The following is a 22,358-nucleotide window of genomic DNA, read 5'->3' as shown; positions in this document are numbered from 1 at the left end:
CCTACTTCTCCCGGTAGACCTTGTGCTGGGCGGCCTGCGCGATCGGGCGCACCACGATCCGGTCGAGGTTGACGTGGTGCGGACGGGTCGCCGCGAACGCGATGATGTCGGCGATGTCGTCGGCGACCAGGGGCTCCTTCACGCCGTCGTAGATCGCGTCGGCCTTGGCCCGGTCGCCGCCGAAACGCTTGAGCGAGAACTCGTCGGTGCGCACCATGCCCGGGTCGACCTCGACAATTCGTACGGGCTTACCCGACAGTTCCAGCCGCAGAGTGCCGACCAGGGCGGTCTGGGCGTGCTTGGCCGCCGTGTAACCGCCGCCGCCCTCATAGACCGTGAACGCCGCGGTCGAGCCGACCGTCACGATCGTTCCGTTGCCGCTCCTGATCAGCGCCGGCAGCAGCGCCTGGGTGACCCGCAGAGTGCCGAGCACGTTCACCTCGTACATCGCCTGCCAGTCGGCGGCCGAGCCGGACTCGACCGGATCGAGGCCGACCGCCCCGCCCGCGTTGTTGACCAGCAACGTCACCGGCCCGCCGAGCGCTGTCACCGCCGCCGCCAGCGCAGCGACCGATTCCTCGGATGTGACGTCGCACGCGACGGCGGTCGCGGCCGGGCCGATCTCGTCGATCAGTTCCGCCAGCCGGTCGGCCCGCCGGGCGGCTGCGACGACGTGAAAACCCTCGGCGGCGAGCCGGCGGACGGTCGCCGCCCCGATTCCGCTCGACGCACCCGTGACCACAGCGATGTTCTGCATGCCTCCATCCTTCCCGATGACATCAGTCACCCCAGGGCCGCGGGATTGTGGTTCGGAGCACCTAGCCGGGGAAGATTAACGACGACGCAACAATCCCCGTGTCATCCGTGCAGGAGGAACGATCGTGGCAGAATGGCCGACCCCCCGGCGCATCGCCACCCTCTCGGTTCACACGTCCCCGCTCGAGCAGCCGGGCACCGGCGACGCCGGCGGCATGAACGTGTACATCGTCGAGGTCAGCAAGCGACTCGCCCGCCTCGGCGTCGAGGTCGAGGTCTTCACCCGGGCCACCCGCAGCGATCTGCCCCCGGTGGTCGAGATGGCTCCCGGAGTCACCGTCCGGCACGTGACCTCGGGCCCGTTCGAGGGCCTGTCCAAGGAAGAGCTGCCGGCTCAGCTCTGCGCCTTCACTCACGGCGTGCTGCGGGCCGAGGCGGCGCACCCGCCGGGTTACTACGACCTGATCCACTCGCATTACTGGCTCTCCGGCCAGGTCGGCTGGCTGGCCCGCGAGCGCTGGGGCGTGCCGCACGTGCACACCGCGCACACGCTGGCCAAGGTGAAGAACAGGCTGATCGCGGCGGGCGACCGACCCGAACCCAAGGCCCGGGTGATCGGCGAGGAACAGGTGATCGCGGAGTCCGACCGGCTGGTCGCGAACACCCGCTTCGAGGCGCAGGACCTGGTCGCCTACTACGACGCCGACCCGGCCCGGGTCACCGTCGTGCAGCCGGGCGTCGACCTCGACCGGTTCCGCCCGGGCCCGCTTCCCTCGGCGGCCGACCGGTCGCGGTTCGGGCTGCCCGAGCGGGGCAAGGTTGTCGCCTTCGTCGGCCGCATCCAGCCGCTGAAGGCCCCCGACGTGCTGATCTCGGCGCTGGCCCGGATGCGGGAACCGGACACCACGCTGGTCATCTGCGGCGGGCCGAGCGGCACCGGGCTCGACCGGCCGACGGCGCTCATCGAACTGGCCGAGTCGCTGGGGGTCAGCGACTCGGTGGTCTTCCTGCCGCCGCAGGACGGCGCCGGGCTGGCCGCGCTCTACCGCACCGCCGATCTGGTGGCGGTGCCGTCCTACAACGAGTCGTTCGGACTGGTCGCGCTCGAAGCGCAGGCCTGCGGCACGCCGGTTGTGGCGGCCGCCGTCGGCGGGCTGGTGACCGCCGTACGGGACGGATTGAGCGGTGTTCTGGTCGACGGGCACGACGCCGGGGAATGGGCGCGGGTGCTCGACCGCCTGCTCGCTTCGCCCGGGCTGCGCGAGAAGCTGTCGGCGGGGGCGGTCGCGCACGCCGCCGACTTCTCGTGGGACCGCACTGCCGAAAACCTGGTGCGGGTCTACCGTGAGGCCGTGACCGAGCACCGCGCGTTGATCGCGAAGCGCCTGGAGGCGTACGCATGGTGACCGACCTGATCGAGAAGGCGCTCACCGACCGGGAACTCGAGTGGGAATCCACCGGCCCCGGCGCCTACGTCGTGACGCTGCCCGGCACCCACAAGCTCAAGACGGCGTGCAATCTGATCGTCGGCGAGCACGCGTTGCGCATCGAGGCGTTCGTCATGCGCCGCCCCGACGAGCGGCACGAGGAACTGTGGGCCTGGCTGCTGCGGCGCAACGCCCGTATGTACGGGGTGTCGTTCTCGATCGATGCGGCCGGCGACGTCTACCTGACCGGTCGGGTGGCGCTGACCGGCCTCGACGAGGACGAGTTGGACCGGCTGCTCGGGGTCGTGCTGACGTACGCCGACGAGTCGTTCGACACCATGCTCGAGATCGGCTTCGGTTCGTCGATCAAGCGCGAGTGGGAATGGCGCGTGAAGCGGGGCGAGTCGGTGGCCAACCTCCAGGCGTTCAAACATCTTGCCCCGTCGGAGGATTCGTCCTCCTAGGCAGTGTCGGCGCTGGAGAACCGGGTAGTGACACCGGTAATAGGAAACCGCCGATGAATGAGAGGTGAATTGGCGTGGCCGCCACCAAGACCGCTGCCGCCGGTTCCAAGAAGCGGGCCAGCCGGAACGACACCCCCAACACCCCGGATGTGAGCGAAAGCAGAATCGCCCGGATGAAGGTCGGTGAGCTGCGCCGGGAACTCGACAATCGCGGCGTCCGGGGAACGGCCGACCTCAAGAAGCCGGACCTGGTCAAGAAGCTGATCAAAGCCGAAAAGAAGTCGTCGTCCTCGAAGGCCAAGAATCCGACCAGCCGCAACGACACCCCGGACACCCCCGAGGTGAGCGAGAGCAGGATCGCCGCGATGAAGGCGTCCTCTCTGCGCACCCAGCTGACCAAGCTGGGCGTCAAGGGCACCGGTGACATGAAGAAGGCCGAGCTGGTCGAGCGGTACGTCAAGGCCCGGCTGAAGCTGGCCAAGGCCGGAACCGGCTCGAAGGCCGGCGCCGCGTCGAAGCGGGGCAGTGGTTCCAAGGCGAGCGCAGCCTCCGCCAAGAGTTCCGCATCCAAATCCAGCACGGCTTCGAAATCCAGCCCGGCTTCAAAGGCCGGCGCCGCTTCGAAATCCAGCCCGGCTTCGAAGGCCGGCGCCGCTTCGAAATCCGGCACGGCTCAGAAGGCCGGTGGTAAGCGCACCGGGAAGAAGACGTCGAAGTCGCTCGACTATTCGCAGGAGATCACGTCGACGAGCGACAAGCCGGAGCGCAACGGCCGCAGCCTCATCACGACCGACCATGAGGTGATCCGCCAGTGGGCGAAAGCCCGCCGTGCGGTGCCGTCGACGGTGGCCGGCACTCAACACGACGGCCATCTCGGTGTGCTGCGGTTCGACTTCCCCGGGTACTCGGGTGACGGGCTCGTCGAGGTCAGCTGGGCCGAGTGGTTCGAGGCGTTCGACAAGCGCCGGCTGAACTTCATCTACCAGGAGCGGCGATCGGGCGGGGAGCGCAGCAACTTCTTCCAGCTCGACAACCCCGACGAATAGCGGAGTCCGGACTGTCGCTTTTGTCCACTCCAAATGTGGGACAGGTCATCCGCCGATCGGCCAATAGTGGGTGACTGTGATGGTGCAGACAGATGGCGGACAGCCAGTTGGCTTGTCTGCCTTGACTGCCCCAACTAGCGTAATCAATGGACGTCGGACCGTTAGTTCGGGGAACTGGTTGATCGGAGACGATCACCGCGGCCGGCGTTTGGGGACGGGTGGCATATGCCGTTGGGGGACGGCGCGACCCGAGACCGGCGGTTAGTGCGGGCGACGCCTATGGGGATGGGCGTCGTCCGCCGCCGCCGGTGCCAACGGACGACCTGAGGGTCGTCCTTTTTTGTGCCGCGAGACGGAGCCCTCGGAGGCTGAGCCGCTGTGGACAAGCGCGCGCGACCATCCGGGTCATCGAGCCCAGCTGTGGACAACCGCCCGGCGTCGCCTTGACGGCAAGTAACGTCCTCCCCACGTCCCTTGGGTGGGCGGGGGAGGCGGTGGCACCCCGGAAGATCGACGCGGCCGCGCCGGATTCAGCTCACGTTCGCGATGGCGGCCGTGTCGGAGCGGATCGCCGCTACCCGGCGTTCTCGCGAGGGGCCGGCCGACAGATGCAGGACTGCGGCCACCGCCCCCAGGGCGCCGACCACGAGCCAGTGCGCGTCCCCGAGGTATTGCAGGCCGGCCCCGCCCAGCGACGGCGCCAGGAACGATGCGGCCGGGAAGGTCAGGAAGAACACCGCCTGATAGCGCCCACGCAGGGCCAGGGGCGCCAACTCGGAGTTGATCTCGGCGTTCGGGGGCGCGGCCAGCATGCTGCCCACCGTCCAGATCACCGCCGCGGTCAGATAGAGGGCCACGTGGTCGGCCAGGGCCAGCACCGCGAAGCCGGCGCCGTTGAGCAGCAGGGCCAGGGCCAGCACCCGGGCCTTGCGGCGGCCGTCGATCAGGCGCGGCACGAAGAGCTGGCCGAGCACGATCAGGGCGCCGCCGAGCGCGACCACCGAGCCGTAGGCCGACGGGCTCAATCCGTCCGCATGCATCGCCAGCGGCACGATCGTGCTGGCCTGCGTGTAGATGAGGGCCTGCAGCAGCGTCAGCCCCACGAAGACGAGGAAGATGCGATCGGTCAGCACGGTTCCGAGCCCGCCGCCCCTACGGAGCTTCTGGGCCGACGATGACACGAGCGAGGGCCAGGGCGAGGGCAGGGGCGAGGGCAGGGGGGAGCGCGACGGCGAGAGCGACGGCGGAGGCAAGGTGCGCAGTGTCTCCGGCACCTTCCAGGCGATCAGTACGCCGGTCGCCAGAGTGCAGCCGGCGTCGATCAGGAACAGGGCCTGGTAGCTCCACTGGGCGAGCAGGCCGGCCAGCAGCGAGGCTCCGGCCAGGCCCAGGTTCAGCGCCCAGAATTGCAGGTTGAACGCACGGGACCGCTTGTCGGCGGGGGTCACGTCGATGATCGCGGCGACGAACGCGGGGGCCGCCATCGACTGTGCGACCCCGAGCAGGGCGCAGAGGGCGGCGATCACCGCGAGCTGGGTGTTGAAGGCGAGCAGGCACAGCGCGGCCACGGTGGCGAAATGGGACACCAGCAGCGTGCGGCGACGGCCCCAGCGGTCGGTGAGGACGCCGCCGGCCAGCGTGCCGAGCAGGCCGCCGATGCCGTACGTGCCGACGATCAGGCCGGCCTGGGCGGTTCCCGCGCCGCGCTGCGACGTCAGGTAGAGCGACAGGAACAGCACGGCGAAGCCGCCGACCTTGTTGATCAGCAGGCCGGTCCAGAGATACCAGTACGTGGCGGACAGGCCGCCGGCCGTGTCACGAAGCCATGCCCGCACGGGCCGCACTCCCTATTGGCAACCTTCTTGGCAGAAGAGACGTTACCGCGTGGGCAGCTTGGCCGGCGGGTCGGCCACCGGCTCGGCGACCGCGGGCACGTCGGCGATCGGCTCGGGGAGAACCGGAGCGGTGACGCCGAGGGATGCGATGCGCCGCCGGCGGCTCGGCCCGGAGAGGATGTGCCCGAGAGCGACCAGCGCGCAGACGAGGAAGCACCCGATCCACAGAGCCGCGTTGCCGAGGTGCTGCTGGGTGAAGCCGCCGGCGATGGGGGCCAGGGCCGTCCCGGCCGACCACGAGAGCGAGTTCAGTCCCTGATAGCGCCCGCGCAGCGCGGCGGGGGAGAGCGCGGCCACCGTGGTCGCGTTGCTGGGTGACTGGATCATCTCGCCCAGCGTCCAGATGATCACGCTCAGCGCGAAGAACCAGGACGCGTGGGCCAGCGCGTTGAGCCCGAAGCCGACTCCGATGATCAGTGAGCCGAGCGCCAGCACGCGGGCCGGGTCACGCTTCTCGATCAGCTTGGGGACGAACAGTTGCCCGACGACGATGAGCACGCCGTTGACCGCGATCACCCAGCCGTACGTCGCCGCCGACAGCCCCTCCGCGGTCATGGCGATCGGCAGCGTCGACAGGTGCTGCATCATGACGACGATGCCGCCCACGGAGACCAGCAGGTAGGTGACGAAGACGCGGTCGCGCAGCACGGTGATCAGGCCGCCGGCCTCGCCGCGGGGCGGCCGGACCGCCGTCCGGGAGGGCTGGGTCTCCTTGATGAAGATCAGGCAGATCAGGGCCGTGGCCAGGGTGGTGCCCGCGTCGACCACGAAGAGCAGCAGATAATCGACCTTGGCGGCCAGACCGGCGCCGACCGCGGCCAGGGCGAAGCCGAGGTTGATGGCCCAGTAGTTCAGCGAGAACGCCCGGACCCGGTCGCGGTCGGGCACGACGTCGACCATCATGGCCGAGAAGGCCGGCCGCACCGCCTCGCTGAAGAAGCCGAGCAGGAACGTGACCGCCAGGATCTGGCCGTAATGGTGCGCGAAACCGAGCGCGAGCATCAGCGCCGCCGCGCCGAACTGGGCGGTCAGCATCGTGGGTTTGCGCCCCCAGCGGTCGGCCAGCACCCCGCCGACCGTGGTGCCGAGCGCGCCGCCGACGCCGTAGAGGCCGATGACCAGGCCGGCCTGGCTCTGCGAGAAGTGCCGCTCGCCGGTCAGGTAGATGGCCAGGAAGATCACCACGAACGAGCCGACGCGGTTGACCAGCGTCCCGGTCCAGAGCAGCCAGAACTGCCGTGGCAACCCGCCCACAGCCTGGTCGAACCAACCCCGCACACTCGCCCCCGTAATGAGTGATCACGCTTGCTTCCCTTACAACCTAGGAGGTGGCGCAACCGGGTTTCAACGGGGTCGGCGCTCGCTGTTCAGGTGGCTGCGGCAGGATGGAGGTCATGACAGGGACTTTGGTGCTGCTGCGGCACGGCAACAGCGAGTGGAACGCCAAGAACCTCTTCACCGGCTGGGTCGACGTCGACCTCGACGCCAAGGGTGAGGCCGAGGCCCGGCGCGGTGGCGAGCTGCTGAAAGAGAGCGGCGTGCTGCCGGACGTGGTGCACACCAGCGTCCTGCGCCGCGCCATCCGCACGAGCGAGATCGCTCTGCACATCGCCGACCGGCACTGGATCCCGGTGAAGCGGTCGTGGCGGCTCAATGAGCGCCACTACGGCGCCCTGCAGGGCAAGGACAAGAAGCAGACCCTCGAGACGTACGGCGAGGAGCAGTTCATGCTCTGGCGCAGGTCGTACGACGTCCCGCCGCCGCCGATCGAGCCCGGCTCGGAGTTCGCGCAGTTCGACGACCCGCGCTACGCCCTGCTGCCGTCCGAGGCGAAGCCCAAGGCCGAGTGCCTGAAGGACGTTCTGGTGCGGGCTCTGCCCTACTGGTACGACGAGATCGTGCCCGACCTGCGGGCCGGCAAGACCGTGCTGGTCGCCGCGCACGGCAACTCGCTGCGCGCCTTCGTGAAGCACCTCGACAGCATCTCCGACGAGGCGATCTCGAAGCTGAACATCCCGACCGGCATCCCGCTGCGCTACGACCTCGACGACGACCTGCGCCCGCTCAAGCCGGGCGGCGAATACCTCGACCCCGAGGCGGCCAAGGAGGCCGCGGCCGCGGTCGCCAACCAGGGCCGCTGAGAAACGCTGAGAACAGCAGGAGGCCGGGACGCCCCCGTGGCGTCCCGGCCTCCGCTTTCGACCAGGCGAGCGAGGCTCAGCCCTGGTCGCCCACCGGTTCTCCGGTGATCAGGTACACAAGCTGCTCGCCCACGTTGACTGCGTGGTCGGCGTACCGCTCGTAGAAGCGGCCCAGCAGCGCGCCGTCGATCGCGGTCTCCGCGCCGTACGGCCAGTCGTCGTCCAGCATGATCTTGAAGAGCTGACGCTCCAGATCGTCGATCGCGTCGTCCTCGTGCTCGAGCTTGGCCGCGAGCTCAGCGTCGGGCTTGGCCAGCAGGCCCGCGATGCTCTCGGCCATGTGGTCGGCCACCTCGGCCATGCCCTTGAAGACCGGGCGCAGCTCGGCCGGCACGGCCGGCGACGGGTGACGCCGCTTGGCCGTCTTGGCCACGTGCTCGGCCAGGTCCCCCATGCGCTCGAGGTCGGCCGAGATGTGCAGGGCCGTGATGACCATGCGTAGATCGGAGGCGACCGGCGCCTGCCGGGCGATGGTGTCGGCCACCTTGGCCTCGACCTGGCTGTAGATCTCGTCGACCTCGTTGTCGCGGTCGATCACCGACTGGGCGGCCTTCAGGTCGGCGGTGAGCAGGGCGGTGGTCGACTTGCGCATCGCCTCGCGCACGGACTCCGCCATCGTCACCAGCAGGCGGCTGACCTCGTTGAGGTCCGACTGGAACTCCTCGCGCATGTCCTCGTCCCGGGGTTTCGGTGGGGCCGTCCCGTGGAGCAGGGCACGACCGTGGTTGGTCCTCAAACTATGCGGGTCCGGCGGCGCTCGCGTGAACGGCGATGAACGACGCCGGACGCAGTGGTGAACATTATTCGACGCGTGCCCGATTTGTCCGGCTGATGCTAGTAGCCAGGTAAACAATGACCCTACGATCGCAGCGTGGACCTGGCCTACGGCATCCCTCTGATAGTGCTCGCGCTCGTCGCCGGCGCAGCCGCCGGGGCGCTGATCATGCGAGGTCGCCAGTCACCGGGGGAGCCGGCCGGTGACCAGCCGCACAAGGGGGGACGCGCCATCGACACCGAACCGCACGGCAAGCACGGGATGAAGGGGCTGGGTCGCAAGAGCCTCGATTCGCTGCGCGTCGGCGTGGTGGTCCTCGACGCGGAGGATCACCCGGTGCTGGTCAATCCGGCTGCCCGGGCGATGGGCCTGCTGCGTTCGGGCGGCGCGCCCGGCACGATCGCCGCCCACCCCATCCTGCGTACGCTGGCCGGCCAGGTCCGGCGCACCGGAGTGCGCCGCGAGGTCGAGCTCGACCTGCCCCGGGGTCGCGCCGGCGCCGCCGCCGCGCCGCTCGGCCTGCACCTGCGGGCCGTCGCGCTCAACGCGACGCACGTGGCCATCGAGGCCGCCGACGTCACCGAGTCGCACCGGCTGGCCCGGGTGCGCCGCGACTTCGTGGCCAATGTCAGCCATGAGCTCAAGACCCCGATCGGCGCGCTGCAGCTGCTGGCCGAGGCTCTGCTCGACGCGACCGAACTGCAGGCCGCCGACGCGGGCGACGACCAGTCGGAAGACCTGCTGGCCGCGCGCCGGTTCGCCGAGCGCATCCACCACGAGTCGGCCCGGATGGGCCGGCTGGTCAGCGAACTGCTCGAGCTGACCCGGCTCCAGGGCGCCGAGCCGCTGCCCACCCCCGAGCCGGTCCCGGTCGACTGGGTGATCGCCGAGGTCATCGACCGCACCCGCACCACGGCGTCGGCCAAGGGCATCGAGGTCGTGTACAGCGGGCCCAAGGGCGCCGTCGTCTACGGCAGCGACAGCCAGGTCGCCACCGCGGTGACCAACCTCGTCGAGAACGCGATCGCCTACTCGGGCGACGACACCAAGGTCGAGCTCACCCTGCGCCAGGGTGACGACTGGCTCGAGATCGACGTCGCCGACCAGGGCATCGGCATCGCCCCGCACGACGTCGACCGCATCTTCGAGCGTTTCTACCGCGCCGACCAGGCCCGCTCGCGGTCCACCGGCGGAACAGGCCTGGGTCTGGCCATCGTCAAACACATCGCGACCAATCACGGGGGCCGCGTCGACGTGACCAGCTCCCTGGGCGACGGTTCGACGTTCACTCTGCGCCTACCGGCGCGTCCCCCCGAAGCCCCCTTGCCGTTACCGACGGCAATTGAGATCGAGTCCGGTGCGGCCGGGCATTAGTCCCGGCACCCGGAAGATGGAAGGAACCACATTGGCCCGCGTGCTCGTGGTCGAGGATGAGGAGTCGTTCTCCGACGCCCTGTCGTACATGCTGCGCAAGGAGGGCTTCGAGGTGTCGGTCGCCCCGACCGGGACCTCGGCGCTGACGCAGTTCGACCGGACCGGCGCCGACATCGTGCTGCTCGACCTCATGCTGCCCGAGATGTCCGGCACCGAGGTCTGCCGCCAGCTCCGGCAGCGCTCCGCCGTTCCCATCATCATGGTCACCGCGCGCGACAGCGAGATCGACAAGGTCGTCGGGCTCGAGATCGGCGCCGACGACTACGTGACCAAGCCGTACTCGCCGCGCGAGCTGGTCGCCCGGATCCGCGCCGTGCTGCGCCGCCAGGGCACCGAGGCGGCCGAGGTCTCGACGCCCACGCTCGCGGCCGGTCCCGTCCGCATGGACGTCGAGCGCCACGTCGTCACGGTGGACGGCGCCGGCGTGCAGCTCCCGCTCAAGGAGTTCGAACTCCTCGAGCTGCTGCTGCGCAACGCCGGCCGGGTGCTCACCCGCGGTCAGCTGATCGACCGGGTCTGGGGCGCCGACTACGTGGGCGACACCAAGACCCTCGACGTGCACGTCAAGCGCCTTCGCTCCAAGGTGGAGCCCGAGCCGTCGGCGCCGCGCTACATCGTCACCGTCCGTGGCCTGGGCTACAAGTTCGAGCCCTAGGAAGCCACGGACGGCGGCTAGCTGTTGGGAGGCGCGGCGGGTTCACGTCCGCCGCGCTTCTTCGGCGCCGCGGCCTTGGCGGCCGCGACGGTCGCCGGGTGCACCGCGACCAGGCCGGATTTGATCCGCGCGTCGCACAGCTCGGCCAGCCGATCGTAGGCGCCCTTGCCGATCAGGGCGGTCAGCTCGGGCGCGTACGAGACGTACATCGGATCGGCGCCGACGTGCGCGTCGGGCGACGAGGTGCACCACCAGTCGAGGTCGTGCCCGCCCGGGCCCCAGCCCCGCCGGTCGAACTCGGTCAGCGTCGACTGGAGCAGCTTCGTGCCGTCCGGTCGCTTGATCCAGTCCTGCTCGCGGCGCACCGGCAACTGCCAGCACACGTCCGGCTTGTACTGCAGCGGGTGGACGCCGTCCCGCAGGGCCTGGGCGTGCAGGGCGCACCCGCCGCCGCCCGCGAAGCTCGCGTCGTTGAGGAAGACACAGGGCCCATCCTCGGACTGGATGGCCGTGCGACGGGCCGGCTTCGCCCCGTCGATCGTGTCCATCTCGGTGTAGTTCTTGAAGCCCTTGCGGTAGTGCTGCCAGGTCTCGGGGGTCAGCTTGGCGGCGGCCGACTTCACCCTGTTCTCGTCGTCGGCGTCGGTGAAGAACGCCCCGTGCGAGCAGCAGCCGTCCTGCGCGCGACCGGCCACGATGCCGTGGCAGGCCGAGCCGAAGACACAGGTCCACCGGGACAGCAGCCAGGTCAGGTCGGCTCGTACGAGATGCTTCTCGTCGTCGGGGTCGAGGAACTCGATCCACTCACGAGGAAAGTCGAGGTCGACCTCGGCCGCGCGGGCGGCTGCCGCGGGGTCCAGGGTGATGCGGATCTGGTCACGGCGGCTCACCTGCGACAGCGTACGCGCGCAGGGCCCTTGTTCCCGAGTCGACGCCCGGTATCATCGCATATACCCGGTCGAGGAGAAGGCGTACGCGACAAACGGGTCTACGCTTGACCTCGTGATTTCCCGCGTCCCCGTGCTTCTGTCCAGCTCGTCGGTGTTCCCCGAGCCGACGGCCGCCGCGTTCGAATTGGCCGCCACGACCGGCTACGACGGCCTCGAAGTCATGGTGTGGACCGACCGCGTCAGCCAGGATGCCGGTGCGCTGCAGGGTCTGTCCGACCATTACGACATGCCGGTGCTCTCGGTGCACGCCCCGTGCCTGCTCGTGACCCAGCGGGTCTGGAGCCCCGACCCGTGGGAGCGGCTGAACCGCGCCGCCCAGCTGGCCGAGACGCTCGGCGCCCCCACGGTCGTGGTGCACCCGCCGTTCAGCTGGCAGCGTGACTACGCCAAGAACTTCGCGGCCGGCCTGGCCAAGGTGCAGGCCCGCCACCCCGACCTGGCGTTCGCGATCGAGAACATGTTCCCGGTGAAGATGGCCGGCCGCTGGTTCGTGCCCTACACCCCGGGGTGGGATCCGACCGAGACCGGCTTCGACGCCTACACGCTCGACCTGTCGCACTGCGCGGCCTCGCGCATCAACGCGCTCGGCATGGCCGACAAGATGGGCGCCGGCCTCAAGCACGTGCACCTGGGCGACGGCACCGGCGAGGGCCGCGACGAGCACCTGGTGCCCGGCCGCGGCAACCAGCCCTGCGCCGAGCTGCTGCGGTCGCTCTCGGCGCGCGGTTTCAAGGGATCGGTGGCGCTCGAGGTCTCGACGCGCAAGGCGGCCAGCCGCGCCGTCCGCGAGGCCGACCTGCGCGAGTCCCTCGAGTTCGCCCGCAAACACCTGGCTGAGCCTGCCGGCGATCGCTCCGCTCCGCGGGCGATTGCCCTTTAGCTGGTGAGATGGCAGGCGATTTCCGCCACCCGCAAACCCCAAAACCCCGCGGGCGTCGAAAAACCGACTGCCATCTCACCAGCGGCAATCACCGGCCGAATCGGCACCCCCCCCGCTGTTACGCGGGCGTAAGGCTCTGGGCGCGCTTGCGAGCGCGGTGCGCGGCTACGTGTGAACGGGTCGCGCAGCGCTCGGAACAGAAGCGTCGGCAGTTGTTCGAGGACGTGTCGAGGTAGACGTTGCCGCAGCGCTCGTCGGCGCAGATGCCGAAGCGGGCGCTGCCGTATTCGCACAGCCACACCGAGAGGCCCCAGGCCGCGCCGGCCAGGTATTCCGAGCTGACCGACGAGCCGCGGCTGGTCACGTGCATGTGCCAGTCGGCGGCGTCGTGCCCGGAGATGCGCGGCTGCACCGGGAACACCTCGAGCAGGGCGTTGAGTTCCTTGACGGCGTCGGCGTCGCGGCCGGACGTGCCGTATTCGAACACGTCGCGCAGGCGGCGCTGGGCGCGGCGGAACACGGCGACGTCCTTGTCGACGACCTCGTCGCGCATCCAGGCCTGCTCGTCGGCGAACAGGGCCTGCAACCCGGCGAGGTCGCCCAACTGCGCGTTGACGAGGTCGACCGCGGTACGGGCGTACGCATCGAAGTTCACCCGACAAAGGTAACCGCCGGGAAGCGCCGCGGACATAAGCGTTGTGGCTGACTACGCCGGTGACACTCCCGCGATACCGGGTGTTCCGGACGATACGCTCGGGTCATGCTCCGTCACCTGCTCCTGGCCGCCGCCGGTTCGGACCGTCTGGGGCGGCTCGCCGCCTCCGCGCCCTTCAGCAAGAACGCCGCCCGCCGGTTCGTCGCCGGCGACGACGTCGAGGCGGCGCTGCGCACCGGCCGGATCCTGGCCGACGACGGTCTGGCCGTCACTTTCGAGCACCTCTCGGCCGAGACCCGCAGCGCGGAGCAGGCGGTGGCGGTCCGCGACGAATACCGCGCCCTGCTCGGCCGGCTCAAGGGCGCCGGGCTGGTGCCCGCGGCCGAGGTCAGCGTGAAGCTCTCGGCCCTGGGCCAGCGGCTCGACGAGAAGCTGGCCTACGAGCACGCCCTGGCTGTCTGTGCGGCCGCCACCGAGGCCGGCACCACGGTGACGCTCGACGCCGAGGACCACACCCTCACCGACTCGACCCTCGAGATCCTCACCGAGCTGCGCAAGGACCACCCCGGCACGGGCGCGGTGCTGCAGGCCCACTTGCGGCGCACCGAGGGCGACTGCCGCGAGCTGGCTACGGCCGGCTCCCGGGTGCGGCTCTGCAAGGGCGCGTACGCGGAACCGGAGTCGGTGGCCTTCCAGTCGTCGCTCGACATCGACAAGTCGTTCGTGCGCTGCCTCAACATTTTGATGTCGGGCGAGGGCTATCCGATGGTCGCCACCCACGACCCCCGGTTGATCGCCATCGCGGAGGATCGGGCGCGCTGGTTCGACCGCGCGTCCGACGAGTACGAGTTCCAGATGCTGCACGGCGTACGCACCGAGGAGCAGGCCCGCCTGGCCGCCGGCGGCAACGTCGTGCGCGTCTACGTGCCGTACGGCGAGCAGTGGTACGGCTATCTCGTGCGCCGGCTGGCCGAGCGGCCGGGCAACGTGGCCGCCGTCGGACGTGGCCTGGTCGGTCGGTAGCCGCCTCATCCGTAACAATTCGGGCTATAACCCACCAGAATCGGCGTGTCGGCCTTGACTTTTTCCGGCCATTTTCACGGAACGCATCGCGTTGGTCACAGACGTATCGATACCGTTCTGGTGACACGCAGTTCTCCGCCGCGTCGCTAGACCTTCCCGGTCGCCGCGGCTTGTGCCCGGAGAAAGGATCGGTGCGACGACATGACAGGTCCAGCCCAGACCGAGGAACGGCTCTCGGAGGTGCGGTTCCTGACCGTGGCCGAAGTGGCCGCGCTGATGAGGGTTTCCAAGATGACGGTCTACCGGCTGGTGCACGGGGGTGACCTCACGGCCGTACGGGTCGGGCGGTCTTTCCGTGTGCCCGAGCACGCCGTCCACGAGTACCTGCGCGGCGCCTTCTCGCAGACGGCATAGGCCCGGTTCTCCCGGACGGCGCAGTCGGGGCCGGGGCCGTTTTGGCTCGGTCCCGGGCGGGCCGGTACGCTGGTGCGGTTGGTTCCCGGTTGTGGTAGCGCCGGGGGCTGTCGATTCAGATCGGAATCGGGCCGTCGCACCCGGCGTGCCCGCTCCGAGCCACCAGGTTTCGAGAGGCTTTTCGTATGGGCTCCGTGGTCAAGAAGCGCCGCAAGCGTATGGCGAAGAAGAAGCACCGCAAGCTGCTGCGCAAGACCCGCGTCCAGCGTCGCAAACTCGGTAAGTAGCCTGCAGCCGGGTCGGGTTGAGGCCCGCCCCGGCTGGGCAGGTTCCAGCCGTACGCACCGCACCCGCAAGCATCGGAAGGTGCGCCCGACGTGACCTCTCCGCCCCGCGTCGTCGTGGTCACCGGAGTCAGCCGATACCTCGGCGCCCGGGTGGCCGCTCGTCTCGCCGCCGATTCCCGGGTCGACCGCGTGGTCGGCCTGGATCCGCACGAACCGCCCACAGCTCTGCGTGAGCTGCTGGCCGACGTCGAGCTGATCCGGGCCGACGCTCGTGCGGCCTCCGGCGCCCTGGCCGGCCTGGGCGCCGAGGCCATCGTGCACCTCGCGGTGACCAGCGCGCCCGACCCGCAACACGGCCGGGCGGCGATGAAAGAGCAGAACGTCATCGGGACGATGCAGCTGCTCGCGGCCGCCCAGGCCGCACCCCGGCTGCGCAAGCTGGTGGTGCGTTCCTCCACGGCCGCCTACGGTGCGTCCTTCCGCGATCCCGGCGTCTTCACCGAGGACACGGAACCGCGGGCGGTGCCCCGGGGCTCGTTCGCGCGCGACATCCTCGACATCGAGGGTTATGTCCGCGGCTTCCGCCGCCGCCGGCCCGAGGTGGCGGCCACCGTGCTGCGGTTCGCGCCGTTCATCAGCTCGACGGCCGACACGACCCTCACGCGCTACTTCGCCCAGCCGGTCGTGCCGACTGTGCTCGGCCGCGACGCCCGGCTCCAGTTCGTCCACGTCGACGACGCGCTCGAGATCCTGCACCGCTCGATCGTCGAGGAGCACCCGGGCACCTTCAACGTGGCCGGAACCGGCATCCTCGCGCTCTCCCAGGCCATCCGCCGGGCCGGGCGCATCTCGGTGCCGCTGCCCGAGGGCACCCTCTCCACCCTGGCCGGCTTGGCCCGTAACGTGGGCATCGGCCAGATCGGCTTCGACCAGATCGACCTGTTCGTGCACGGCCGCGTGGTCGACACGACCCGCCTGGTCGCCGAGTTCGGCTTCACGCCGCGCACCACGGCCGAGGCGTTCGACGACTTCATCAAGGGTCACGCCAACGGCTCGTCGATCACCGCCGACCGGCTCGCCGCGGCCGAGAAGGCGATCCTCGACGGCATCCGCCGGGTGCGTGCCGGGGCCGCGTCCGGGGGTGACCGGCATTGAGTCAGGATGAATTCCGGAGCATGCTGCCGGGGCAGGCCGACTTCACACTGCCCCGGCCGGCCGAGCCGGTGCGGGTCAACGGCCGACGTCCGATCCCGGAGGTGCCGTCCATGAACGGGAACGGCAACCATCCCGGCCCCGAGGCGCCGCCCGACCCGATCGATGTCTGGGATCAGCGGGTGGCTGCCGGGCTGGCCTTCCTGCGCCGCCGTTTTGCCGGCAACTACGAGGTCGATGACTTCGGCTTCGACCGCGAGCTCAACGACGCCGTCTTCCAGCCCCTGCTGCGGGTGCTCTATCACGACTGGTTCCGCACCGAGGTGTACGGCATCGAGAACGTGCCCAAGGACGGCGGCGCCCTGGTGGTAGCCAACCACTCGGGCACCGTCGCGCTCGACGCCCTGATGCTCGGGGTCGCCATCCGCGATCAGCACCCGCAGGAGCGCCACCTGCGCCTGCTCGGGGCCGACCTGGTGTTCCGCATGCCGGTGGTGAGCGAGCTGGCCCGCAAGTCGGGGGCGACCGTGGCCTGCAACCCCGACGCCGAGCGCCTGATGAGCACGGGCGAGCTGGTCGGCGTGTTCCCCGAGGGCTTCAAGGGCATCGGTAAGCGCTTCGCCGACCGCTACAAGCTGCAGCGCTTCGGCCGGGGCGGCTTTGTCTCGGCCGCGTTGCGCACGGGCACACCGATCGTCCCGGTGGCGATCGTCGGCGCCGAAGAGATCTATCCGATCCTGGCCGACCTCAAGCCGCTGGCCCGGCTGCTCGGCATGCCCTACTTCCCGATCACGCCGACCTTCCCGTGGCTGGGACCGCTGGGTCTGGTGCCGCTGCCGAGCAAGTGGCTGATCCAGTTCTGCCCGCCGATCCCGACCGAGCACCTGACCGACCTGGCCGACGACCCGATGGTCGTCTACAACCTCGCCGACCAGGTGCGCGAGACGATCCAGGCCGCGCTGCTGGAACTGCTCGAGAAGAGGCCCGACCCGTTCGGTCTGTGACGGCTTGGTGCTTTTGAGTAGCGGCTTGTGGGCCTATAGTGACAAGTGAGGGGCGGCCCCGGGGAAATCCCGGCACCGCCCCTCGCCATGTCTGCCTGTCGGCCCATGTCTGCCCGTCGGCCGAGCTGTCAGTCGTTCCCGAAGATGCCGCCGAGCAGGCCACCCAGCCCGTCGTCCTCTTCGTCGGCCGGCAGTTCCTGCTGTTGTTGCTGTTGCTGCTGGAAGGTGTCGTCGGCCGACGGGCTCGCTTGCAGCGGAGTGCCGCCGAGCGGCAGATCCGGCGTCTGCGACGGCGTCCGCTGCTGGGCCGGCCGCCGAGCGCCGGTCGAGGTCGTCGGTGCGACGGCCGGGTCGCTCGCGCGCGGCGCCTTCACGTCGTCCTGTCCGGCCGTGCGCGGCTTCTGCTTGTCGTTCTGCCCGGACGAGCGCGACGGCGGAGCCTGAGCGTCCGTCTCGTCACCGGCCGCGCAGCCCTTCAGCTTGGGCCCGAGCTTGTCGGCGCCCGCCGAGACCGCGTTGTCGCAGCCCAGACCGGTCCGCAGGCTCTCCGCGCGCTTGTTCACCGAGTCGAGCAGCCCGATCGACGTCAGCGCCCGCTCCTGGTTGGTGGCGGACAGCCGGGACAGCGACGGCGTCAGCGTCCGGCGCTGCTGCTCGGCGAACGTGTCGATGGTGGACAGCGGCTTGCTGTCCTTGCGGGCCACCGCCGACGTGGTGAGCAGCTTGACGCCCTTGCGGGTGTCGGCGTCCATGTCGTCGAGCACGCCGCCGAAGCCGGCGTCGTTGCCCGGCATGGCGACGGCCTCGGCCAGTCTGGTGCGGGCGAAGTCCAGCGACAGCTGGCCCCGCGTGACGTCCGAGCCGGCCATCGCCAGCTGGGCGCGTTCGGTCGAGCGCTTGACCCCGTAGAGGGCGTCGCCCGGTGATGCGTTCTCGCTAGCCGCGGAGATACCGGAGACCGCCAGCGCGCCGGCGGCTACCCCGATGACGATGGCGCCCCTGGCCCGGATGCGGCCACCGTGGCCGAGAAGTCCGTGCCGCAGCCGCCCGGTGCGGGCCACAGCGGCCGGCTCGGGTTCGGTGTCGGCGGCCCGCGCGGTGTGGCCGATGCCGTCCCGCTCGGCCGTGGCGACCAGCATGGCCCGTAGCCCGGTGCGGAACTCGGGTTCGACCCGGGCCCCCGGACGTGCCGCGGACAGGCTGCTACCGATGGCGACCAGCTCGGCGAGCTGCTCATCGGCCGGACCGCGGCTGTGGTGCCGCCGGCCGCCGGTGCTCTCGTCGAGAAGCTCCGCGAAGCGCTCGGCGCTCCGCCGGTCGAAGAAGTCGAAGTTCACCGCGGGCACCTCCCCTCGCTCGTGAATGTCTCGCCGGCTGCATCGCCGGCGGTCGCGACGATGCCGGTGACCGGCTGGGCCGCCCGGGGTCGCACTCGGACAAACGCGCGACACGCGTCCCCGGTTACGGGGACCAACGCCGCGCATCGGGTATTAGGCGAGAGCCCCGTCACGCTTGGAATCCATCCGGGAGGAGGCGTGCCAGCGCTCGCACTGCCCGGTACTGCAGTGCTTTGATCGCTCCTTCGTTCTTGCCCATGGTCTGCGCGGTCTCGGCCACCGAGAAGCCCTGGAGGAAGCGCAGCACGATGCACTCCTGCTGTTCCGGGTTGAGCTGCTTGACCGCGGTGAGCAGGGCGACGTTGGTGATGTGGTCGACCACCGAGGATTCCGGGCTGCCCTCGGGGCCGCGGGCCTCGCGGTCGGCGTCGAGCACGTCGCCGGTGGTGACCTCGAGGCGGTAGCGGCCGGACTTGAAGTGGTCGGCGACCAGGTTACGGGCGATGGTCACGAGCCAGGCGCCGAGGTCGCGGCCCTGCCAGGTGAAGCTGCCGATGCGCTTGAGCGCGCGCAGGAAGGTGTCCGAGGTGAGGTCCTCGGCCAGCTGGCGGTTGCCGACGCGGAAGTAGACGAACCGGAAGACGGTGTCGACGTACCGGTCGTAGATCAGGCCGAACGCCTCGGCCTCGCCGGCCTGGGCCCGTTCCACCAGCGCCCACACCTCGGCTGCGGCGTCGCCGGGGTCGGGGCGGGCCGGATACTTGGGCGGCTCGGAGTCGCGCTGGGGACCGGTGGTGCTCTGCGACGGAACGACCACGGTCTGCTCGCCCACGGCCGGGGCTTCGGGCAGGTTGCTGCGCTGGCCGGCGGTGGGCTGCGCAGGCATCGGCGGACGGCCGGGCACGGCCACCCGGCCGCCGCCGGTCATCGGCTTGGCGTTGCCGGTGGGTGGCAGCCGCTGGCCCGGCGACTCGTTGATGTGGGGGCGGTTGCGGGTCCGCTTGGGTCCGTCGCCGCGGATGGTGTTGACGATCATGTCGTCGACCGAGCGGCGCAGGCCTGTCAGCCCGTCGGCGAGGGGTCGGTGGTACGGATCCCCGGCGTAAACATGACTCACTGCGCCTCCTCAACCCGGCGGCTCTGCTCCGACTGCTGATCCGTCCCGCCAGACAGGGATTGGCAGTGTTTCCGTGCTTTTTGTGGCACAGCGGCCTCCTCGGGATGAGGGGTGGAAACTCATAGCAAAAGGGGTGAAGTGGCCCGCGATACTGCCGACCGACCTCACCCAGGGTTTTGGAGTCCGTTACTCAGACGCGAAGTATCACGGACTCCGAACACACGGAGTCGCACACCGTGTGCGCTGCGCGAAAATAGTACGAAGTGGCGCAGACAAGACACAAGGAACGTCTGACACGATGACCGGCACGGGCACCCGGACGACGGACAAGTTGTCCGCCGTCCACTTCCGTGGATGTTTGTGCCAGACTCGTGCCTCGTGGACGAAGCAGCCCGCGATGCGGTCGCCGCGGCCGCGGCCCACCGGCCCACCGGCCCCGCGCTCATCACCGGCGAAACCACTCTGACCTGGTCCGATGTCGATCGGCGGGTGACCGCGGCGGCGCATCGGATCGCCGGGCTGGTGTCACCGGGCGGCCGCGTCGCGATCGTGCTCGGCACCTCGATCGAGTTCGTGGTGACCTACTTCGGTGTGTTGCGGTCCGGGCGCGTCGCCGTGCCGCTCAATCCCGCCTACTCGGAGGGCGAGCTCGAGTTCGCGATCACCGACTCCGCCGCGGAGCTGGTCGTGGCCGAGGAGGACGGGCCGGGTCGCGTACGCCCGCAATTTGATCTTGATTCGGCCGAGCCGGCCGGTGGCTTGCCCCAGGTGAAGGCGCGCGACCTGGCCGTGTTGCTCTACACCTCGGGAACCAGCGGGCGGCCGAAGGGCGCGATGCTCACCCACGCCGCCCTGGACGCCAACCACGACCAGCTCGACGCGATCGACCCGCCGGTGGTCGGCGCCGACGACGTGGTGCTGCTCGCGGTGCCGCTCTTTCACGCGTACGGGCTCAACACCGGTCTCGGCTCCGTCGTGCACCACGCGGCGACCGGCGTGCTGATCGACCACTTCGACCCGGCGGCCTCGCTGGCGGTGATCGCCGAGCGCGGAGTGACCGTGGTGGTGGGCGTTCCAGGCATGTACTCGGCGTGGTCCCGGCAGCCCGGCGTCGAGGTGGCACTACGCAGCGTGCGGTCGGCCGTGTGCGGCGCGGCCCCGCTGGCGCCCGACGAGATGGCCCGCTTCGGCGTCGCGACCGGCAAGACCATCGTGGTCGGCTATGGGCTGACCGAGACGGCGCCCGTGCTGACCACCACCGCGGTCAGCGACCGTGGCAAGCCCGGCTCGATCGGGCGACCGCTGCCCGGGGTCTCGCTGCGGCTGCGCAGCCCGGCCGGTCAGGTGCTCTGGGAGGACGGCACCGCGTCGCCCGAGGAGGACCTGGCCGAGCTCGACCTCTCGGTCGAGGACGTGGCCGGCACCGACCCGGGGGAGATCGTGGTGCGCGGGGCCAACCTCTTCTCCGGCTACTGGCCCGACGGGCGCGGCGGCCCCGGACCCGACGGCTGGTGGGCCACCGGGGACGTCGCCTACGCGGACGCCGACGGCGACCTGCATCTGGTCGACCGGGTCGACGACCTGATTCTGGTGCACGGCTTCAACGTGTATCCGGCCGAGATCGAGCGGGTGCTGGCCTCGCACCCCGGCGTGGCGGAGTCGGCCGTGCTCGGGGTGCCCGACGACGAGTCCGGGCAGCGGCCGCACGCGTTCGTGGTGGCCGCCATCGACCCGCCGCCGACCCAGGCCGAGCTGCAGGTCTACTGCGCCGCCCAGCTGGCCCGGTTCAAGCTGCCCACGGTCGAGCTGGTGCGTGAGCTTCCCCACTCGGCCACCGGCAAGGTCCGCAAGAGAGAGTTGTTGGCATGAGCCGAGTGACTTTGATCAGCCGGGACGGCTGTCACCTGTGTGCGGAAGCCGAGGCCGTCCTCGACCGGATCATTCCTGGCCAGTGGGTGCGGGTCGACATCGCGACGTCGATCGAGCTCGAGCGTGACTACGGCGACCGGGTGCCGGTGGTGCTGCTCGACGGGGCCGAGCACGGCTACTGGCGGGTGGAAGAGTCCCGCCTGTTGCGCGATTTGGCTCGACAGCCGGGGGAGCCCCGGCTGTAGGTTCTTTCGCCGTGGCACGTACTCACCTGGTTTGGGACTGGAACGGCACCCTTCTCGACGACCTCAGTCTGGTGGTCTCGTCGACCAACGAGGCCTTCGCGGCGGTCGGCGGGCGGGCGGTCGACGCCGACGAGCATCGCCGCCGGTTCCGTCGCCCGGTGGCCGAGTTCTACGCCGAGGTGCTCGAGCGGGCGGTCGACGACGAGGAGTTCGGCCGGCTCGACCGGATCTTTCATGACGCGTACCGGCTCGGCCTGACGAACATGGCGCTGGCGGCGGACGCCTCGGCCGCGCTGAAGGAGTGGCCGGGCACGCAGTCCCTGCTCTCCATGTGGTTCCACAGCGAGCTGGTGCCGGCCGTCGAGACGTACGGCCTGGCCGGGATCTTCGCCCGGGTCGACGGGCTGCGGGCCGAGCTGGGCGGGCACCTCAAGGCGGGCCACCTGGCCGAGCACCTGGCCGGGCTGGAACTCGGCGGCGAGCAGGTCGTGCTGATCGGGGACTCTCTCGACGACGCGGCCGCGGCCGACGCGGCGGGGGGAAAGGTCGTCCTCTACACGGGCGGGTTCACCGACCCCTCGCGGCTGCGTGCCTCGGGTCGTCCGGTCGCGGACACTCTGGTCGAAGCGGTCACGATCGCCCGTACGCTGTAGCGGGGTGGTCGGCGCCGGACCGAGCCGGGCATAATCGAATCTTGCGGTCGTTAACACGCCGGATGATCTTTGTCCACCCGCACCACCAAGATCGCGATTTGTGCACACCTTCACAAGCG

At 70.1% G+C, this 22,358-nt stretch carries 23 protein-coding genes; 15 read left to right on the top strand and 8 right to left on the bottom strand.

All coding sequences use genetic code 11. From position 1 onward, the window contains the following. Position 1: 1 nt before the first annotated feature. Complete coding sequence (locus LXN57_RS06455; protein WP_251797096.1) at positions 2-757, bottom strand: SDR family oxidoreductase; 756 nt, start codon at positions 755-757, stop codon at positions 2-4. Between the two features lie 124 nt (positions 758-881). Between LXN57_RS06455 and mshA the strand changes: the two genes are divergently transcribed. The 3 genes from mshA to LXN57_RS06440 all read left to right on the top strand — a co-directional run bounded on the left by mshA (position 882) and on the right by LXN57_RS06440 (position 3,693). Beyond that, the gene (gene mshA / locus LXN57_RS06450) at positions 882-2,162 is read left to right on the top strand and encodes a D-inositol-3-phosphate glycosyltransferase (RefSeq protein ID WP_251797095.1); all 1,281 of its coding nucleotides are present in this window, start codon (positions 882-884) and stop codon (positions 2,160-2,162) included. Next, positions 2,156-2,647, top strand: coding sequence for a type III secretion system chaperone family protein (locus LXN57_RS06445; RefSeq protein ID WP_221378495.1), 492 nt, complete (start codon positions 2,156-2,158; stop codon positions 2,645-2,647). The genes mshA and LXN57_RS06445 overlap by 7 nt, the downstream gene beginning before the upstream one ends. 74 nt (positions 2,648-2,721) lie before the next feature. Beyond that, on the top strand, positions 2,722-3,693 hold the full coding sequence (locus LXN57_RS06440) for a hypothetical protein (protein ID WP_251797094.1): 972 nt from the start codon (positions 2,722-2,724) through the stop codon (positions 3,691-3,693). Between the two features lie 530 nt (positions 3,694-4,223). Here LXN57_RS06440 and LXN57_RS06435 read toward each other — a convergent pair. Both LXN57_RS06435 and LXN57_RS06430 read right to left on the bottom strand, forming a co-directional pair. Continuing rightward, positions 4,224-5,537: an MFS transporter gene (locus LXN57_RS06435; protein ID WP_438872838.1), complete on the bottom strand. Its 1,314-nt coding sequence runs from the start codon at positions 5,535-5,537 to the stop codon at positions 4,224-4,226. A 33-nt stretch (positions 5,538-5,570) separates the two neighbouring features. Next, complete coding sequence (locus LXN57_RS06430) at positions 5,571-6,866, bottom strand: MDR family MFS transporter (RefSeq protein ID WP_251797092.1); 1,296 nt, start codon at positions 6,864-6,866, stop codon at positions 5,571-5,573. A gap of 116 nt (positions 6,867-6,982) precedes the next feature. On the opposite strand from LXN57_RS06430, the gene LXN57_RS06425 reads away from it, so the two are divergent. Then, complete coding sequence (locus LXN57_RS06425) at positions 6,983-7,729, top strand: phosphoglyceromutase (protein ID WP_251797091.1); 747 nt, start codon at positions 6,983-6,985, stop codon at positions 7,727-7,729. Between the two features lie 76 nt (positions 7,730-7,805). On the opposite strand, the gene phoU is transcribed toward LXN57_RS06425, so the two are convergent. Continuing rightward, on the bottom strand, positions 7,806-8,459 hold the full coding sequence (gene phoU, locus LXN57_RS06420) for a phosphate signaling complex protein PhoU (RefSeq protein WP_251797090.1): 654 nt from the start codon (positions 8,457-8,459) through the stop codon (positions 7,806-7,808). A gap of 273 nt (positions 8,460-8,732) precedes the next feature. Here phoU and LXN57_RS06415 point away from each other — a divergent pair, with 273 nt between their 5' ends. Both LXN57_RS06415 and LXN57_RS06410 read left to right on the top strand, forming a co-directional pair. Beyond that, entirely contained in the window at positions 8,733-9,938 is a 1,206-nt protein-coding gene (locus tag LXN57_RS06415) for a sensor histidine kinase (protein ID WP_251797317.1), read from the top strand. Between the two features lie 31 nt (positions 9,939-9,969). Continuing rightward, positions 9,970-10,653 carry a response regulator gene (locus LXN57_RS06410; protein WP_020512993.1) on the top strand — a complete coding sequence of 228 codons (684 nt, stop codon included), beginning with the start codon at positions 9,970-9,972 and terminating at the stop codon, positions 10,651-10,653. Positions 10,654-10,670: 17 nt separating this feature from the next. On the opposite strand, the gene LXN57_RS06405 is transcribed toward LXN57_RS06410, so the two are convergent. Continuing rightward, positions 10,671-11,543: a DUF3109 family protein gene (locus LXN57_RS06405; RefSeq protein ID WP_251797089.1), complete on the bottom strand. Its 873-nt coding sequence runs from the start codon at positions 11,541-11,543 to the stop codon at positions 10,671-10,673. Between the two features lie 112 nt (positions 11,544-11,655). Between LXN57_RS06405 and LXN57_RS06400 the strand changes: the two genes are divergently transcribed. Continuing rightward, on the top strand, positions 11,656-12,483 hold the full coding sequence (locus tag LXN57_RS06400) for a sugar phosphate isomerase/epimerase family protein (RefSeq protein WP_251797088.1): 828 nt from the start codon (positions 11,656-11,658) through the stop codon (positions 12,481-12,483). 118 nt (positions 12,484-12,601) lie between these two features. Here the strand turns inward: LXN57_RS06400 and LXN57_RS06395 are convergent, their stop codons facing one another. Next, positions 12,602-13,138, bottom strand: a complete 537-nt coding sequence (locus LXN57_RS06395; protein ID WP_251797087.1) for a CGNR zinc finger domain-containing protein — start codon at positions 13,136-13,138, stop codon at positions 12,602-12,604. Positions 13,139-13,243: 105 nt separating this feature from the next. Between LXN57_RS06395 and LXN57_RS06390 the strand changes: the two genes are divergently transcribed. The 5 genes from LXN57_RS06390 (at position 13,244) to LXN57_RS06370 (ending at position 17,018) form a co-directional block, all read left to right on the top strand. Further along, positions 13,244-14,161: a proline dehydrogenase family protein gene (locus tag LXN57_RS06390; RefSeq protein ID WP_251797086.1), complete on the top strand. Its 918-nt coding sequence runs from the start codon at positions 13,244-13,246 to the stop codon at positions 14,159-14,161. Between the two features lie 201 nt (positions 14,162-14,362). Further along, on the top strand, positions 14,363-14,575 hold the full coding sequence (locus tag LXN57_RS06385; RefSeq protein WP_203784881.1) for a helix-turn-helix domain-containing protein: 213 nt from the start codon (positions 14,363-14,365) through the stop codon (positions 14,573-14,575). A gap of 185 nt (positions 14,576-14,760) precedes the next feature. After that, a complete protein-coding gene (locus LXN57_RS06380; RefSeq protein WP_020520584.1) occupies positions 14,761-14,862 on the top strand; it encodes a 30S ribosomal protein bS22 in 102 nt (33 codons plus the stop codon). 90 nt (positions 14,863-14,952) lie between these two features. Beyond that, the gene (locus tag LXN57_RS06375) at positions 14,953-16,017 is read left to right on the top strand and encodes an NAD-dependent epimerase/dehydratase family protein (RefSeq protein WP_251797085.1); all 1,065 of its coding nucleotides are present in this window, start codon (positions 14,953-14,955) and stop codon (positions 16,015-16,017) included. Next, entirely contained in the window at positions 16,014-17,018 is a 1,005-nt protein-coding gene (locus LXN57_RS06370; protein WP_251797084.1) for a lysophospholipid acyltransferase family protein, read from the top strand. The genes LXN57_RS06375 and LXN57_RS06370 overlap by 4 nt, the downstream gene beginning before the upstream one ends. A gap of 128 nt (positions 17,019-17,146) precedes the next feature. Here the strand turns inward: LXN57_RS06370 and LXN57_RS06365 are convergent, their stop codons facing one another. Beyond that, entirely contained in the window at positions 17,147-18,355 is a 1,209-nt protein-coding gene (locus LXN57_RS06365) for a DUF5667 domain-containing protein (protein WP_251797083.1), read from the bottom strand. Between the two features lie 169 nt (positions 18,356-18,524). Beyond that, positions 18,525-19,391, bottom strand: coding sequence for an ECF subfamily RNA polymerase sigma factor, BldN family (locus LXN57_RS06360; RefSeq protein WP_251797316.1), 867 nt, complete (start codon positions 19,389-19,391; stop codon positions 18,525-18,527). A 435-nt stretch (positions 19,392-19,826) separates the two neighbouring features. Here LXN57_RS06360 and LXN57_RS06355 point away from each other — a divergent pair, with 435 nt between their 5' ends. From LXN57_RS06355 to LXN57_RS06345, 3 genes are read left to right on the top strand one after another with little or no spacing between them, the layout of a single operon-like run. After that, the gene (locus LXN57_RS06355) at positions 19,827-21,341 is read left to right on the top strand and encodes an AMP-binding protein (protein ID WP_438872837.1); all 1,515 of its coding nucleotides are present in this window, start codon (positions 19,827-19,829) and stop codon (positions 21,339-21,341) included. Continuing rightward, entirely contained in the window at positions 21,338-21,586 is a 249-nt protein-coding gene (locus LXN57_RS06350) for a glutaredoxin family protein (protein ID WP_251797081.1), read from the top strand. The genes LXN57_RS06355 and LXN57_RS06350 overlap by 4 nt, the downstream gene beginning before the upstream one ends. Positions 21,587-21,597: 11 nt before the next feature. After that, a complete protein-coding gene (locus LXN57_RS06345) occupies positions 21,598-22,239 on the top strand; it encodes an HAD family hydrolase (protein WP_251797080.1) in 642 nt (213 codons plus the stop codon). Positions 22,240-22,358 lie beyond the last annotated feature (119 nt).

Origin of the sequence: Paractinoplanes hotanensis, assembly GCF_023717965.1 — a bacterium.
GTDB lineage: Bacteria > Actinomycetota > Actinomycetes > Mycobacteriales > Micromonosporaceae > Actinoplanes > Actinoplanes polyasparticus.
Note: the sequence above shows the minus strand (reverse complement) of the source record. Positions and strands in the feature narration are given on the sequence as shown.